Source organism: Streptococcus ilei, assembly GCF_000479335.1.
Classification (GTDB): domain Bacteria; phylum Bacillota; class Bacilli; order Lactobacillales; family Streptococcaceae; genus Streptococcus; species Streptococcus ilei.
The window spans coordinates 1,085,517-1,102,582 of sequence record NC_022584.1 but is presented as its reverse complement, the minus strand read 5'-3'; the positions used below and the strand labels follow the sequence as shown (position 1 = coordinate 1,102,582).

Annotated in this window: 13 protein-coding genes; 10 read left to right on the top strand and 3 right to left on the bottom strand. The window is 42.4% G+C overall.

What is annotated here, in order from left to right; genetic code table 11:
* Positions 1–24 precede the first annotated feature (24 nt).
* Together N596_RS05280 and N596_RS05275 are read right to left on the bottom strand one after the other, a co-directional pair.
* Positions 25–990, bottom strand: a complete 966-nt coding sequence (locus tag N596_RS05280) for a LacI family DNA-binding transcriptional regulator (RefSeq protein WP_023024250.1) — start codon at positions 988–990, stop codon at positions 25–27.
* Entirely contained in the window at positions 971–2,425 is a 1,455-nt protein-coding gene (locus N596_RS05275; protein WP_023027201.1) for a sucrose-6-phosphate hydrolase, read from the bottom strand. Before N596_RS05275 ends, N596_RS05280 begins: the two co-directional genes overlap by 20 nt.
* Before the next feature lie 380 nt (positions 2,426–2,805).
* Here N596_RS05275 and N596_RS05270 point away from each other — a divergent pair, with 380 nt between their 5' ends.
* The 4 genes from N596_RS05270 (at position 2,806) to N596_RS05255 (ending at position 6,897) form a co-directional block, all read left to right on the top strand.
* Positions 2,806–4,725 (top strand): sucrose-specific PTS transporter subunit IIBC, encoded by a 1,920-nt coding sequence (locus tag N596_RS05270; RefSeq protein WP_023024246.1) that lies wholly within the window; start codon positions 2,806–2,808, stop codon positions 4,723–4,725.
* Positions 4,726–4,924: 199 nt separating this feature from the next.
* Positions 4,925–5,818, top strand: a complete 894-nt coding sequence (gene scrK, locus N596_RS05265; protein WP_023027200.1) for a fructokinase ScrK — start codon at positions 4,925–4,927, stop codon at positions 5,816–5,818.
* A gap of 108 nt (positions 5,819–5,926) precedes the next feature.
* The gene (locus N596_RS05260) at positions 5,927–6,337 is read left to right on the top strand and encodes a peptide deformylase (protein WP_023024242.1); all 411 of its coding nucleotides are present in this window, start codon (positions 5,927–5,929) and stop codon (positions 6,335–6,337) included.
* A gap of 44 nt (positions 6,338–6,381) precedes the next feature.
* Positions 6,382–6,897 (top strand): phosphatase PAP2 family protein, encoded by a 516-nt coding sequence (locus N596_RS05255; RefSeq protein ID WP_023024240.1) that lies wholly within the window; start codon positions 6,382–6,384, stop codon positions 6,895–6,897.
* Positions 6,898–7,109: 212 nt separating this feature from the next.
* Here N596_RS05255 and queG read toward each other — a convergent pair whose 3' ends face one another.
* A complete protein-coding gene (gene queG / locus N596_RS05250) occupies positions 7,110–8,249 on the bottom strand; it encodes a tRNA epoxyqueuosine(34) reductase QueG (protein ID WP_023024238.1) in 1,140 nt (379 codons plus the stop codon).
* A gap of 143 nt (positions 8,250–8,392) precedes the next feature.
* On the opposite strand from queG, the gene manA reads away from it, so the two are divergent.
* From manA to recG, 6 genes are all read left to right on the top strand, one after another.
* Complete coding sequence (gene manA, locus N596_RS05245; protein WP_023024237.1) at positions 8,393–9,337, top strand: mannose-6-phosphate isomerase, class I; 945 nt, start codon at positions 8,393–8,395, stop codon at positions 9,335–9,337.
* A 207-nt stretch (positions 9,338–9,544) separates the two neighbouring features.
* Positions 9,545–12,064 carry a preprotein translocase subunit SecA gene (secA, locus tag N596_RS05240; protein ID WP_023024235.1) on the top strand — a complete coding sequence of 840 codons (2,520 nt, stop codon included), beginning with the start codon at positions 9,545–9,547 and terminating at the stop codon, positions 12,062–12,064.
* A gap of 20 nt (positions 12,065–12,084) precedes the next feature.
* Positions 12,085–13,116 carry a 3-deoxy-7-phosphoheptulonate synthase gene (locus N596_RS05235; RefSeq protein WP_023024233.1) on the top strand — a complete coding sequence of 344 codons (1,032 nt, stop codon included), beginning with the start codon at positions 12,085–12,087 and terminating at the stop codon, positions 13,114–13,116.
* 83 nt (positions 13,117–13,199) lie between these two features.
* Complete coding sequence (gene acpS / locus N596_RS05230; RefSeq protein ID WP_023024231.1) at positions 13,200–13,562, top strand: holo-ACP synthase; 363 nt, start codon at positions 13,200–13,202, stop codon at positions 13,560–13,562.
* The gene (gene alr / locus N596_RS05225; protein ID WP_023027198.1) at positions 13,552–14,679 is read left to right on the top strand and encodes an alanine racemase; all 1,128 of its coding nucleotides are present in this window, start codon (positions 13,552–13,554) and stop codon (positions 14,677–14,679) included. The genes acpS and alr overlap by 11 nt, the downstream gene beginning before the upstream one ends.
* A 97-nt stretch (positions 14,680–14,776) precedes the next feature.
* The gene (recG, locus tag N596_RS05220; RefSeq protein ID WP_023024228.1) at positions 14,777–16,792 is read left to right on the top strand and encodes an ATP-dependent DNA helicase RecG; all 2,016 of its coding nucleotides are present in this window, start codon (positions 14,777–14,779) and stop codon (positions 16,790–16,792) included.
* Positions 16,793–17,066 lie beyond the last annotated feature (274 nt).

The window sequence follows — 17,066 nt, the reverse complement described above, 5'->3', positions numbered from 1 at the left end:
TTTTGTGGATATTTTCTTACTCATTTACACACTTTTTCCGGGTAAAACACTAACAGGGAGAAAATAGCCTGTAGTCTTTACCTCTTTCCCTTCGATTTTCTGTAGAAGAAGATCGACCGTCAGGTGAGCAATCTCTTGTAAAGGTTGCTTGATGGTGGTTAGACGGGGGAAAAATTTTTCAATAAAGTAGGTCCCGTCGTAGCCAATGACTTTGAGGTCTTCTGGAATTGAAATGCCGAGTTCATCAGCAATTTTCATCACCAAAATCGCCGTTAGATCGTCAGATGCAAAGATAGCATCAGGTTTTTGCTGGGTCAAGATAGACTTGATTTCCATTTCTTTGCGAATGGGGGAATAATCACTAGAAACATTAATGATTTGTGCTCCTGGCAGTACCGAAGCAAACCCTGCATGGCGAAGACCTGTTGGGGAATTGGAGTTATCATTCCCCGTAATCATGATAATTTTCTTTGCACCTGTCTTGGCAAGGGTTTCCGCAGCAAGGACGCCACCGGCGTAGTTATCTGAGGAGACGACAGGGATCTCAGGTGATAGGTTTCGGTCAAAAGCGATGATAGGAGCTGTAACTCGGTTATAATCTTCAATTCCCAGATTATGACTACCAGAAATAATACCATCTACTTGATTGGCTTCTAGCATTTCAATGTATTCACGTTCTTTTTCAGAATCATGCTCGCTATTACAAATAATGGTTTTATACCCATGTTTGAACAGTTCTTCTTCCAATTTATCGATTAATTCTGCATAGAAGACATGACTGATTTTTGGGAAGATTAAGCCGATTAATTTGGCTGATTTTCCTTGTAGGCTCCGAGCGATTGTATTAGGCTTGTAGCCCAACTCCCTCATGGCCTCTTTGACTTTTGAGATAGTTTTTTCAGATAAATAGCCCTTTTTATTGATGACTCGTGAAACTGTCGTAGGGCTGACGCCAGCTAATTTGGCGACATCAGTGAGCTTTGCGACCATAGTCTAGTTCGTAGTATGTTCCAGTAGGTGTTCCAGATTTAATCAAAATACCAGTTTGATTAGCATGCGGGAAGACGCGACCAGAGAATACTTTTTCTCCTTTGTTGATAAAAATTTCAAAAATAGAATGATCGATGAAAATAGTAGCAGTTGTAGCTTGGTTTTCGATCGGGCAAGTACGAGTAGTCCCAAACTCTTGGGCATATTGTTCACCAGCTTGGCTACGATCGACAATGACTTGACCATTTGCAATATCGAAAGTAATAGAAAGACCTTTTCCTTCTTTATCTGCTAGGAGAACAATCTCACTTTTGCTATTCGCTTCAAAGGCTAATTCTAACTCGTAACAATTGTTGGTAACCTCTTTGTTACGAAACTCGGATGAAGAGGAGCGGAGCTCTTTTATAGCTTCAACTGGATATTGATAAAGTTTACCGTCCTTAATACTTAGCTCTTTGACCAAAGAGAAAGCTCCTTGGTGGTCATAACGATCAGATGGATAAGCGACATCTGGTAGACCTAACCAGCTAACAGTTAAGGCTCTTCCATCAGGAGCATTGAAGCCTTGAGTTGCATAGGCTTCGAAGCCATAGTCTAAGTTTTGCAATTCAGATACATCAACTAAACGAGCCTGTTCAGGATCAAAAGAAGCCCCAATCTTATACATATTTGGGTAGATATTGTCGTAATCGAGGACCGCTTTGTCCAAACCTTGAGGGCAATAAAGAAGGATAGGTTGCTCGCCGACGAAGACCAAGTTAGGACATTCCATCATATAAGCTGTACGATCATTGTTGAAATCAAGATCTCCTACTTCAACCCAGTTTGTATAATCGTTATTCACTGCTTTGTAAAGACGAACGAATCCTTTTTTCTCAAGGTCTTGACCACCGACAATGGCGTAGTATTGGCCTTTGAAATTAAAAATCTGTGGGTCACGGAAGTGATCAGTAGAATCAGCAGGTTGATCAATCAAGATTTTGTTGATTTTTTCAATCTTTCCTTCTTTGTCCATCAAAGCCCCGATTTGGTAGGGATGGCGGATCCAGTTCTCATCTCGTACATTTCCTGTATAGAATAAGAAAAGTTTGTCATCGAATTGCATAGCTGATCCAGAATAGGCTCCATGGCTATCTAAAGGTGTGTCTGGAAAGACCTTCACTCCGGTTTCGTTAAAATGGACTAAATCGTCACTTTCGAGTTGTACCCAAGACTTCAATCCATGTGCGGCTCCAAACGGAAAGTTTTGGTAAAAGAGGATCCATTTGCCGTCAAAATAAGAGAAACCATTTGGATCATTTAAGAGACCAGATGTTGGTTCAACATGGTAGTGAGTATGCCAAGGGGATTTGGCCATATTTTCTTTAATTTGTTTCTTTTCTTCTTCGGTCCAGTCTTCATACCGTTTGTACCGAAGTTCGGTTGTCCATTCCATTTGACTCCTCCAAAATTTTTCTTACTTCCATAGTACCGATTTCTAAAAAAAAAAGCAAGAATTTGGCCAAATAATTGAGAAAAAATGTCAAACGTTTATCATAAAATATCGAAGTCAAGCCTAGTTTTGATTTATGAAAATAAATGAAAGTATGAAAGTTTTTGAAAATTCAAAAACAAGATAGAGGTTTTTATATAGAGCATACGGGCTTTTTAGTGAATGAAAATAAGAAATCCATCTTTCAAACAATCAAAAATCGCAAATAAACACCAAAAACATTCTGCAAAACGGTTGACATATTCTTAATACGTGGTACAATTAAGAGCGTAGAGATGGTTTAACCGTTTTCAAAACAATAAAAAATAAGGAGATTTTTGCAAATGTCAAATACAGAAATTGCAAAAAAAGTCATCGATGCAATCGGTGGAGTTGAGAACGTTAGCAGTGTTGCTCACTGTGCGACTCGTCTTCGCGTGATGGTTAAAGATGAATCAAAAATCAACAAAGATGTTGTTGAGAACATTGAAAAAGTACAGGGAGCTTTCTTTAACTCAGGTCAATACCAAATCATCTTTGGTACTGGTACTGTAAATAAGATCTACGATGAAGTAGTAGCTCTAGGCTTGCCAACTTCTTCAAAAGATGAAATGAAAGCTGAAGCAGCGAAACAAGGAAATTGGTTCCAACGTGCAATCCGTACCTTCGGAGATGTTTTTGTCCCAATTTTGCCAGCAATCGTTGCAACTGGTTTGTTTATGGGAATTCGTGGTGCTATTGCTCAAGATCAAGTGCTGGCTTTGTTTGGTACTACAGCAGACGCATTTAAATCTACAGATTTCTATACCTATTCAACAATTTTGACAGATACTGCGTTTGCTTTCTTCCCAGCCTTGATTTCATGGTCTGCGTTCCGAGTGTTTGGAGGAAATCCTGTTCTTGGAATTGTAATTGGTTTGATGATGGTTAGTCCGACACTTCCTAATGCGTGGGTTGTAGCGGAAGATCCTTCTAAAGCAGCAACATTCTTTGGTATCTTCCATCATGTAGTTGGATTCCAGAACTCAGTTCTTCCCGCTTTCTTCGTTGGTCTAATTGGTGCAAAACTTGAAAAATGGCTCCATAAGAAAATTCCAGATGTCTTAGATTTGTTATTGGTTCCATTATTTACATTAACAATCATGTCATTCCTCGCTTTGTTTATTATTGGACCATTCTTCCACAGCATCGAGGAACATGTACTGAATGCAACTAAGTTTATTTTAAATTTACCATTCGGCCTTGCAGGTCTTCTTATCGGTGGGGTTCATCAGTTGATTGTCGTTACTGGTGTCCATCATATTTTTAACCTTCTTGAATCGCAATTAATTACTTCGGATAAAAAAGATCCATTTAATGCAATTATTACAGCTGCTATGACTGCACAAGCTGGTGCGACTTTAGCGGTGGCAGTGAAATCAAAATCTCAAAAAGTGAAAGCTTTAGCATTTCCTGCAACTATTTCTGCCTTATTAGGTATTACTGAGCCTGCAATCTTTGGTGTGAACTTGCGTTATGTGAAACCATTCGTTATTGCTTTGGGAGCAGGTGCTGTAGGTGGTTGGATTGCATCTATGTTAAACCTTGCTGGTACAGGATTTGGTATTACAATTATTCCAGGAACACTTCTCTATCTAAACGGTCAATTATTGAAATATGTATTTATGGTTGTATTTACAACTGCACTAAGTTTTGGTTTGACATATATGTTCGGTTACGAAGATGAAGCTTCATCAGTTCCTGCAGAAGACGAAGAAGCTGGTGCAATTATTGAAGAAGAAACAACTGGAACTGTTCCAGCATCTCTTCAAGATGAAACCATCATCTCTCCAATCGTTGGTCAAGCGGTTGCTTTAGAAAACGTAAATGACCCTGTATTCTCAAGTGGTGCTATGGGACAAGGGATTGCCATCAAACCAACTGAAGGTGTTGTATATGCTCCGGCGGATGCTGAAGTAACCATTGCTTTTGCAACTGGACATGCTTTTGGCTTGAAGACAGCCAATGGTGCTGAAGTTTTGATCCACGTTGGGATTGATACAGTTTCAATGAACGGTGAAGGATTTGATCAGAAAGTTGCTCAAGGTGACAAGGTCAAAGCTGGCGATGTTCTTGGAACATTTGATTCTGCTAAAATTGCAGCAGCTGGTCTTGATGATACAACAATGGTCATCGTCACAAACACAGCTGATTATGCTTCAGTAACTCCAGTAGCTAATGGTGCAGTTGCTAAAGGCGATGCGATTATTGAAGTAAAAGCATAATCTAAAATAGGATTACTCAAGGACTGGTTAGGGCTTCCTCCAGTCCTTGAATTTTTTTTGGAGGTGAGGCTTGGAATAAAAAAGCCGCTCACCTAATGTTTAAACATAAATAAGAGTAGTTTTTTCTATAAGGAATAGAAGTGAACCGTTTCCCTTTGTGATATAATAGAAAAAAAGAGAATTGAAAAAGAGGTTTGATATGACTAAATTATATGGAAGTCTTGAAGCTGGTGGAACAAAGTTTGTTTGTGCTGTAGGTGACGAAAATAATAACGTCATTGAAAAGACACAGTTTCCGACAACAACCCCAATTGAAACCCTTGATAAATGTATTGAGTTTTTCTCTAAATTTGAAAGTCTTGCTGGTTTAGCCATTGGTTCATTTGGACCGATTGATATTGATAAGAATTCAAAGACCTATGGTTTTATTACAACAACTCCCAAACCACATTGGGCAAATGTAGATGTGGTGGGATCTTTCCGTCGATCCTTAAATGTACCGATTTACTTTACAACTGACGTAAATAGCTCAGCTTATGGTGAGGTTGTTGCTCGTAATAATGCGGGTGGTCGTATTGAGAACTTAGTTTACTACACAATTGGTACAGGGATTGGTGCAGGTGTCATCCAGCGTGGTGAATTCATTGGTGGAGTGGGACATCCTGAGATGGGCCATTATTATGTTGCCAAACACCCGATGGATGTTGAAAAAGAATTTAATGGTGTGTGTCCATTCCACAGAGGCTGTTTAGAAGGTCTTGCGGCTGGCCCAAGCTTGGAAGCTCGTAGCGGTATTCGTGGGGAAAATATTGAACTGAATAGCTCTGTATGGGATATCCAAGCCTACTATATTGCCCAAGCTGCTGTCAATGCAACTGTAACCTTCCGCCCAGATGTGATTGTATTTGGTGGAGGAGTGATGGCACAACAACACATGTTGGATCGCGTTCGTGAAAAATTCACCGTCTTATTGAACGGCTATTTACCAGTGCCAGATGTTCGTGACTATATCGTAACACCAGCAGTAGCAGGAAATGGTTCAGCGACCTTGGGTAACTTTGTCTTAGCAAAACAAGTCAGCAAAAAAGACTAATAAGTTAAGGTTGAAATAACATAAAGCATCAAAATGCTAGGGGGAGGGAGTTCTTCGTCGGGAAGATGGATGAATGACCTTCTCTTTTTTAGCAAGAGAGGAGAAATGATGGAAAAAGCCATTATGAAGGATCCCTTCTTTTTGAGTCAAGTGTCTGAAGAAGCGACAAAAGAGGATTTGTATTTGGCGCAAGATTTACAAGATACCCTACGAGCTCACCAGGAAGCCTGTGTTGGCATGGCTGCTAATATGATTGGTGTACGTAAGCGAGTCATCATCATCCAACTAGGTTTGATGCCCTTGGTTCTCTTTAATCCTGTTCTAGTTAAGAAAGAAGGGATTTATGAGACAGAAGAAGGCTGTCTTTCTTTGCCAGGAAGTCGAAAGACAAGTCGCTTTGAAAAGATTCAAGTCTCCTACCGTGATACCAATTGGAAACCTCAGCTCATAAGCTTAGAAGGTTTTGCGGCCCAGATTTGCCAGCATGAGCTCGATCACCTGGAAGGGATTTTGATCTAGCTGAGCTGTTGCTTGTTAAATGACTGATTGAAGAGAGAATCCTTATGAAAAAAGAATATTTGTTCTATGAACGGGTTAGACCATTTTTTGTGACCCATCCCTATTATCTTTCTTTATTAAAGTGGACCAATCGGCTCGTCACCTTGTTGATGCCTCTCCTTTATTTCTATGTTCTTTGGGCAGCCTATCTAAAGGCTAGCAAGACTTGGATTGTGCTTGCTTATCTTTTGGTACCAGCAACTGGTTTTATTGTATTAAGTGTCATTCGAAAACGAATGAATTGGCCGCGTCCCTATGAGCTGGGGACTTTCCCTCCGTTACTGAATCGAGAGGGGAAGGGGAGTTCTATGCCAAGTCGGCACGTCTTTTCTGCGGCGATCATTTCTACAGTAGCCTGGGGAGTGCATCCTCTTCTATCGGTCCTTGGTCTGTCCTTGGCTCTTCTATTGTCGGGGGTTCGTGTTCTGGCTGGAGTCCATTTTGTTCGTGATGTTGTGGTTGGTTTTTTATCTGCTATTCTTTGGGGGTTCTTTTGGTTTTATCCCTTGGGGCTTTTTTAAGAATAAGGTCAGGAAGAAGGATGAGGTGAACTATAAAAGAGGCTGGGACCAAAGTCCTAGCCTCTCAATTGTCTTTGGATAGTCGAGCAAGACGCAGTGGTTGAGTGGGCTCTACTACGCTGATTTCATCAGCTTTTATAGCCCTACTCAACTGTGCGGAGGTGGGACGACGAAATCGAATTCTAACGAATGACCGATTTCTGTCCCACTCTCTATTTTTGTATCGTTATTTCATCTAGATGGAATTTTTGGAAAAACCGTTCGCGTTCTTCTATAATAGCAGGACTTGGGTTTTTGAGGGAAGTTAATAAATCAACCAAGTCAGGTGTGACTTCTCGAATCAGCTCCCCCAGAGACCAAATGGCTGTTGCAATATGAATCTGGTTTTGCGAAGTTTCGATAATTTCTAGAAGTTTAGGGATGGCAGACCGGTCATTAGCATTGGCCAAGGCAATGATGGCATTTCGCTGAAGGATATTTTTCCCCCGCCAACTACCAGCGACCATTCCGAATTTTTCTTTGAATTGACCATTGGATAGCTCGATAAAGGGGATTAATTCTGGGTGAGCGAGTTCTGGATCAATGTCAGTGGCTAGTGGGTTATCCAGACCACGATTGTAGGGACAACAGATTTGACAGATATCACAGCCGTAGATGACCGTTTTAATCTTTTTACGGAATTCCATATCCATCATGCCCTTGTCTTGGGTCTGAAAGGACAGACAACGTCGGGCATTCATGGTGCCATCTCCAATTAAGCAAGATGTCGGGCAGGCTTCTACACAGCGGTTACAATTTCCACAACCATAGTCGACTGCTTGGTCAGGTTCAATTTCTAGGTTAGTGATAAGTTCTCCTAAAAACATATAAGAACCATATTCTTTTGAGATGACAAGGCCATTCTTGCCGATAAATCCAATGCCGGCCCGTTGAGCAACGGCAGTATCCACCAAGGCTCCGGTATCCACCATGCCCTTGTATTCGAAGTTAGCCGTCAATTCTTCAATCCCTTTAGCCAGGCGGTCCAACTTATCCTGTAGGACATAGTGGTAGTCTATGCCCCAACTGTTGGGAGTAAATTTTCCGCGTTTATAGGCTGTCTTCTGAGGTTGTTGTTTTAACTTGTGAGGATATGCAACGGCAATGGAAATAATCGTTTTAGCAGAAGCTAAACTTAAGCGTGGCTGGATTCGTTCTTCGATATTTTTGTGCTCAAACCCTGAATTTCGGCCTTCCTCTACAGCTAGGCGGAGGGATTTTTCTAAATAGGAAAAATCATCTGCAGTGGTAAAACCGATTTTTGAAATACCGATGGAGTGAGCCAACTCGATAATGGATTCTTTGAGATTCATATTCCTATTATAGCGAAAAGCCGGTAAAAATGCGAAAAACGTGCAAAAAATTAAAAAGGGAATGAAGGGCTTGGTAGAGCTTTCAAAAACGAATGAAATTTTGTATAATAAGGTATTGAATACAAGGATATATGGAGGCAGGTATGTCACAACCGTTATTTTTACAATCCGTCATGCAGGAAAAAATTTGGGGTGGAACTAGATTACGAGATGAGTTTGGCTATGAAATCCCGAGCGATCATGTTGGTGAATACTGGGCTATTTCTGCCCATCCCCATGGTGTTTCAGTTGTTAAAAATGGGCCTTATGCTGGAATGGGGTTAGACCAACTTTATGCAGAGCATCGTGAATTATTTGGAGATCGAACAGAACCGGTCTTTCCTTTATTGACAAAGATTCTGGATGCCAATGACTGGCTCAGTGTTCAGGTTCATCCAGATGATGCCTATGGAATGGAGCATGAAGGAGAACTTGGGAAAACCGAATGCTGGTATATTATTGCTGCGGATGAAGGGGCGGAGATTATCTATGGTCACCACGCCCAGTCCAAGGAAGAATTACGTCGAATGATCGAAGCCAAAGAATGGGATGATCTTTTAGCACGGGTTCCTGTGAAAGCGGGAGATTTCTTCTATGTTCCAAGTGGAACCATGCATGCCATTGGTTCGGGTATCTTGATTTTGGAAACCCAGCAATCAAGCGACACGACGTATCGAGTTTACGACTTTGATCGCAAAGATGATCAAGGGAATTTACGTGAATTGCACATTGAACAGTCTATTGATGTCCTGAACTTAGGTGCTCCGGCAAATAGCCGACCAGTTGAGGAAAAAGTTGACCACTTGTCATCGACTTTGTTAGTGGCCAATGACTTCTTTGGTGTTCACAAATGGGTCATCAATGGGGAAGTTCGATTTGAAAAGACCCATGATTATAGTTTGGTGAGCGTTCTCTCAGGGCAAGGAAGTCTTCAGGTAGATGGGGTAGATTATCCGATTGGAAAAGGAGAACATTTTATCTTAACGAGTGATATCCAGAATTGGACCTTATCAGGAGAAGAGATGGAATTAATTGTCAGTCATCCATAAACGTAGATAGAAGGTTGAGTCGTCAAGTACTTAACCTTTTGTTGTTTTAAGGATTTTTCTAATAGATGAGCAAAAGGTGAAATGGATAAGGGAAAAAAGAGGGGGAAACCATCTTCTAATCAATGGAATTTCTTGATGGATAAGCTACAGTGTGCTATAATAAAAAGAACGTTTAAAATTTAAGAAATTTGAAAAGTAAGGATACTAATGGCTAATTTATTAAAAACAATTATCGAAAATGATAAAGGTGAATTAAGACGATTGGAAAAGATGGCAGACAAGGTCTTCTCCTATGAAGATCAAATGGCTGCCTTGTCAGATGATGAACTGAAGGCGAAAACAGAAGAATTCAAACAACGCTACCAAGATGGTGAATCATTGGATGATCTCCTCTATGAAGCTTTCGCAGTAGTTCGTGAAGGTGCTAAGCGTGTCTTGGGCTTGTTCCCTTATAAAGTACAGGTCATGGGGGGGATTGTTCTTCACCATGGTGACGTTCCAGAAATGCGTACAGGGGAAGGGAAAACCTTGACTGCGACCATGCCGGTGTATTTGAATGCCCTATCTGGTAAAGGGGTTCACGTTGTTACGGTCAATGAATACCTGACAGAACGTGATGCGACTGAGATGGGAGAATTGTACTCATGGCTAGGTCTTTCAGTTGGGATCAACCTGGCTGCAAAATCACCTTCTGAAAAACAAGAAGCTTATGCTTGTGATATCACCTATTCAACCAATGCGGAAATCGGTTTCGACTACCTGCGTGATAACATGGTTGTTCGTGCCGAAAACATGGTACAACGTCCTTTGAACTATGCCTTGGTCGATGAGGTAGACTCGATCTTGATTGATGAAGCCCGTACTCCATTGATTGTTTCAGGTCAGACTTCTACAGAAACTAGCCAACTCTATCACATGGCGGATGCCTTTGTGAAATCTTTGGAAGAAGAAGACTATATCATTGATGTTCCTTCAAAAACGATTGGTTTGTCAGATTCTGGGATTGATAAGGCTGAAAGCTACTTTAAGCTTGAAAACTTGTATGACATTGAAAATGTTGCTTTAACACACTACATTGACAATGCCCTCCGTGCCAACTATATCATGATTTTGGACATCGACTATGTGGTCAGTGAGGATCAAGAAATCTTGATCGTCGACCAATTTACAGGTCGGACCATGGAAGGACGTCGCTATTCTGATGGTCTCCACCAAGCGATTGAGGCTAAAGAAGGTGTACCAGTCCAAGAAGAAACCAAAACATCAGCTTCTATTACTTACCAAAACCTCTTCCGGATGTACAAAAAACTTTCAGGGATGACAGGTACTGGTAAGACAGAAGAAGAAGAATTCCGTGAAATTTACAACATTCGCGTCATTCCAATTCCAACAAACCGTCCGATTGCTCGTATTGACCATCCAGATCTTCTTTACCCAAGCTTGAAATCGAAGTTTAAGGCTGTAGTAGAAGATGTAAAAGCACGTTACGAAAAAGGGCAACCAGTCTTGGTGGGTACCGTTGCCGTTGAAACCAGTGACTATTTATCTCGTCTCTTGGTCGAAGCAGGAGTTCCCCACGAAGTTTTGAATGCGAAAAACCACTACAAAGAAGCTCAAATCATCATGAATGCGGGTCAACGTGGTGCCGTTACCATCGCGACCAACATGGCCGGACGTGGTACCGATATCAAGCTCGGTGAAGGGGTTCGTGAATTGGGCGGACTATGTGTCATTGGTACAGAGCGTCATGAAAGCCGTCGTATTGATAACCAGTTGCGTGGACGTTCCGGACGTCAAGGGGACCCGGGTGAATCTCAATTCTACCTTTCTCTTGAAGATGAGTTGATGCGTCGTTTCGGTTCAGAGCGCATCAAAGCCTTGCTAGACCGCTTCAAACTAAGCGAAGAAGAATCTGTCATCCGATCCAACATGTTTACACGTCAAGTTGAAGCAGCCCAAAAACGAGTGGAAGGGAACAACTATGACACTCGTAAGCAAGTCCTTCAGTATGATGACGTCATGCGGGAGCAACGCGAGATTATCTACTCTCAACGCTATGATGTGATTACAGCGGATCGTGATTTGGCTCCAGAAATCAAGGCCATGATCAAACGAACCATTAAACGGATCGTTGAAGGGGCAAGCCACTCAAGCAAGGAAGAACGTACGGAAGCTATCTTGAACTTTGCCAAATACAATTTGGTCCCTGAAGATACCATTTCAGAGAGCGATATTGAAGGCAAATCGGATAAAGATGTGATTGATTACTTGTTCCAACGAGCTGAAGAGGTTTATGAAAACCAAGTAGCGAAATTACGCGATGAAGAAGCAGTTAGAGAATTCCAAAAAGTCTTGATCCTTCGTGTTGTGGATAGTAAATGGACAGATCACATCGATGCCTTAGACCAATTGCGTAATGCTGTCGGTCTCCGTGGCTATGCGCAAAATAATCCAGTGGTTGAATACCAATCTGAAGGATTCCGTATGTTCAACGATATGATTGGTTCTATTGAGTTTGATGTGACTCGTCTCATGATGAAAGCTCAAATTCACGAACAAGAGCGCCCACGTACAGAACATAGTATTTCAACGACAGCGACTCGTAATATTGCTGCTCAAAAAACTGATTTACCAGAAGATCTTGATTTGAGCCAAATCAAACGTAACGACATTTGTCCATGTGGATCTGGTAAGAAATTTAAAAACTGCCACGGTAAAAAACTCTAATCGTATGAAAGGATCTGCCTATGTCTTTTACAGCTACTAGCCCAATCATTGATGAAACAGCGGTGACTTCTCTTTATCGCTTAGAGGGTGAACAATTGGCTCGCAAAGAAGCGCGTGACCGTGAACTAGCCTCTATTTTAAAGGGAGAAGACAAGCGTATCTTGCTTGTGATGGGACCATGTTCATCAGATAATGAGGAAGCAGTGATGGAGTATGCTTGCCGCCTTGCAGCCCTTCAAGAAGAAGTCAAAGATCGGGTCTTCATTGTGATGCGGGTCTATACTGCCAAGCCTCGGACCAATGGAGATGGCTATAAAGGTTTGATGCATCAGCCGGATACTGCTTCAGAACCAAGTTTTGTAGCTGGTTTAAAGGCAGTTCGTCGCCTGCATCATCGAGTGATTACCGAAACCGGATTGACTACAGCAGACGAACTTTTGTATCCTGAGACCTACCCATTTGTTGAAGATTTACTTTCCTATGTTGCTATTGGGGCACGTTCTGTAGAAGATCAAGGCCACCGCTTTGTGGCAAGTGGGATCTCAGTCCCAACGGGATTGAAAAATCCGACATCTGGAAATCTGTCTGTCATGTTTAATGCGATTTATGCTGCACAGCATGGGCATCATTTCTTCTATAATGGTCGTTCTGTGGAGACAAATGGAAATCCATTCGGACACGCTATTCTGCGTGGAGCTTTAGACGCGAATGGGAAAAACATTCCAAACTACCACTATGAAGATTTGCTAGAAGCTGCTCATCGTTACCAAGCCTTGGGATTGCAACATCCATTTATCTTGGTTGATACCAATCATGATAATTCTGGGAAAAAATTTGCTGAACAGATTCGCATTGTCAGAGAGACCCTTAGTAATCGAAGCTGGAATCCAATTATCCATGATGTGGTTCGTGGATTTATGATTGAATCTTATCTGGAGGACGGTCGTCAAGATCAACCAGAAGTATTTGGTCAATCAATCACAGACCCATGCTTGGGTTGGGAAAAGACAGAAAGCTTAGTACGAGAAATATATCAGTATGTAGCTGAATAAGAGGAGAGGGCTAGAGAAAACATTCTCAGCCCTTTCCTTCTTAAATGGAGTTGCGGATAGAGAATTATCAAAGAGGAATAGATATGATTGTTGGACATGGGATAGATATCGAATCGATCCAATCCATTGAAGAGGCCTACCAGAGACATCCCAGATTTGCTTCCAAGGTATTGACAGAGACAGAACGAGAACGGTTCGATCAATTATCCGGGAAACGGAAAATGGAATACCTGGCCGGACGATGGTCTGCAAAAGAAGCCTTTTCCAAGGCTTGGGGAACAGGAATTGGTCCAGTAGGATTTCAGGATCTGGAAATTCTAACCAATCAAAAAGGAGCTCCCTATTTTTCTAAAGCCCCTTTTAGTGGAAAGATATGGGTTTCGATTAGTCACTCAGGCGATTTAGTTTCGACCAGTGTCATTTTGGAGGAAAGAAATGAAAGCTAGTATACATAGACCAACGCGAGCATATGTGGATGTAGAGGCTATTGCCTATAATGTTCAACAAATACAGGCCCATATTCCGAAAGAGACCTTGACCTTTGCGGTTGTCAAGGCCAATGCATACGGTCATGGGGTTCAGCCAGTGGTAGAACGCTTATTGCCAATGGTAGATGTTTTTTGTGTATCCAACCTAGACGAAGCCATAGAAGTTCGCCAAGTAGCTGGCGAAAAGCCGATTTTAATTTTGGGAGTTGCTCCAATAGATTTCATAGAGATTGCCATCAAAGAAGGAATTCGTTATACAGTGGCTAGTCTCGAGTGGTTGAAATCTTTATTAGCTAAAAAGTCTGATTTGACTGGTTTGAAGCTTCATATTAAAGTGGATTCAGGAATGGGACGAATTGGTTTCCGTTCAGCAGAAGACTTGCAAGAGGCTATGATCTTATTAAGAAACCATGGGGCAGAAGTGGAAGGGATCTTTACCCATTTTGCAACAGCTGACGAGAAAGATGACCGTCATTTCCAAGGACAATTGCAACGATTTAAGACCCTGTTGGAGCTTTTGCCCTATACTCCAGAAATCGTTCACGCCAGCAATTCAGCAACGACTTTATGGCATGCTGATACCATTTTTAATGCTGTCCGACTGGGCGATGTCATGTATGGCCTCAATCCAAGTGGAAGAGAGTTAGAACTACCTTACAATATCCGTCCTGCTTTAAGTTTGGAAACAGAATTGGTGCATGTCAAGCCACTAGAGGTGGGGCAGACAGTTGGCTATGGAGCGACCTATCAGACTACTGAGGAAGAGTGGATTGGGACGATTCCGATTGGCTATGCAGATGGCTGGACTAGAGATATGCAAGGTTTTCATGTCCTTATTGATGGTCAATTCTGTCCAATTGTCGGTCGCGTATCCATGGACCAAATCACCATTCGCCTACCCAAGGGCTATCCGATTGGGACCAAGGTGGTATTGATTGGAACAGATGGTGATCTAGATATCACGGCAACGGATGTAGCAGTCTATAGAGGCACGATCAACTATGAGGTGGTTTGTGTCTTGAGCGATCGCGTACCAAGAGTTTATCGTCCAACAAAGGAAGTCAGTGGGAAGTAAGCTGTTTAAGTTTTCCTAGCTTCCTTTCATGAAAAGTACGAGATGAAAGAGGTTGATGACGGAGGTCCCAGCCTCCTTTCTTATCTAGGAGGAATGAATGAACTTACACCAACCACTCTCTGTCTTACCAGGAATTGGACCAAAATCAGCAGAGAAATACAAAAAATTGGGTATCGAAACGGTTGAAGATCTCTTGCTCTACTTTCCATTTCGATATGAAGATTTTAAATCAAAAAATGTTTTAGACTTGGAAGATGGAGAAAAAGCGGTCGTTTCTGGACTTGTCGCAACTCCAGCCAATGTTCAATATTATGGCTACAAACGCAACCGTCTTCGCTTCACCATTAAACAAGGGGAGCTGGTGTTAGCAGTTAGTTTCTTTAACCAGCCCTATCTAGCGGACAAGATTGAACTGGGGCAAACGGTGGCTGTCTTTGGTAAATGGGACAAGGCCAAGGGAGCCTTGACAGGGATGAAGCTACTCGCGCAAGTCGAAGATGACCTTCAACCGGTCTACCGCTTGGCTCAAGGGGTGAGTCAGTCTGCTCTAGTGAAGGTTATCAAAACAGCTTTTGAAGCAGGCTTGGACCAACTATTAGAAGAAAATTTACCCCAAGTCCTAATGGACAAGTACCAGTTGCTTTCTCGCAGACAAGCGGTCAGGGCTATGCATTTTCCCAAGGATCTTAATGAATACAAGCAGGCCCTGAGACGAGTGAAATTTGAAGAACTGCTCTTTTTCCAATTGCAACTGCAGGTCTTGAAGGAAGAAAATCGTTCCGTCGGACAGGGAATCGTGCTAGACTGGGATGAGACGAAGCTAAGAGCTCTTCAAGCCAGTCTTCCCTTTGCTTTGACAGAGGCCCAGGAGAGAAGTCTGAAGGAAATTCTTACAGATATGCGTTCTCCTTACCATATGAATCGTCTCTTGCAAGGGGATGTTGGAAGTGGAAAAACCGTCGTAGCTGGACTAGCCATGTATGCTGCTGTGACGGCTGGCAAGCAAGCGGCCTTGATGGTACCGACAGAAATTTTGGCCGAGCAACATTTACAAAGTTTGACTTCTCTTTTTCCTAATCTTAGAATCCTTCTTTTGACAGGAAGTTTAAAAGCTGCGGAGAGACGAGAGCGATTGGCTTCGATTGAAGCAGGGGAAGTGGACCTTATTGTGGGGACCCATGCCTTGATTCAGGAGGGAGTCCATTTCCATGATTTAGGCTTGGTCATTATTGATGAGCAGCACCGCTTTGGTGTGGCCCAAAGACGGATCCTGCGTGAAAAGGGCCAAAATCCTGATGTCTTGATGATGACAGCGACCCCAATCCCTCGGACGCTAGCGATCACTGCTTTTGGAGATATGGATGTTTCGATTATCGACCAAATGCCAGCTGGTCGAAAAGAAATCATCACCCGATGGGTCAAGCACCAACAGTTAAACTTGGTTTTGGATTGGTTGGTTAAAGAAATTCAAAAAGGTTCCCAAGCCTATGTTATTTCTCCCTTGATTGAAGAATCTGAAGCCCTGGACCTCAAAAATGCTATTGCCTTAGAGGAAGAATTGATTGCCTACTTCGGAGATCGTGCCCGTATTGCCCTCCTCCATGGCAAGATGAAGGGGGAAGAAAAAGAGGCCATTATGCAGGCCTTTAAGCAGGGAGAAATAGACTTGCTAGTTTCTACAACCGTTATCGAAGTCGGCGTCAATGTTCCCAATGCCACCGTCATGATCATCATGGATGCAGACCGCTTTGGCTTGAGCCAATTGCACCAGCTGAGAGGTCGGGTAGGACGTGGTGATAAGCAGTCTTACGCAGTCTTAGTTGCCAATCCCAAAACAGAATCAGGCAAGCGTCGGATGAAAATCATGACTGAAACAACCAATGGGTTTGTCTTGGCAGAAGAAGATCTCAAGCTACGGGGCTCTGGGGAAATCTTTGGAACGCGTCAATCAGGCATACCAGAATTTCAAGTGGCCAACCTCATTGAAGATTATCCGATCTTAGAGGAAGCGCGAAAGGTAGCTGTTCAGGTGGTGACAACTCCTAATTGGCGGGAACACCCAGGCTGGCACTGTCTGTCTCTACATTTGGAACAGAAAGAACACCTGGATTAAGAAGTGATAAAAGAGAGTGGGACAGAAATCGGTCATCCGTTAGAATTCGATTTCGTCGTCCCGCCTCCGCACAGTTGAGTAGGGCTATAAAAGCTGATGAAATCAACGTAGTAGAGGCCACTCAACCACTGCGTCTTGCTCGACAATCCAAAGACAATTGAGAGGCTAGGACTTTTGTCCCAGCCTCTTTATCTTATTTTAAGTTTGTGGGCCTATAATCCTAAAAAACAGAAAAGAGGTCCTAGCTATGCGAACCATGTTAAAATTCATTTTG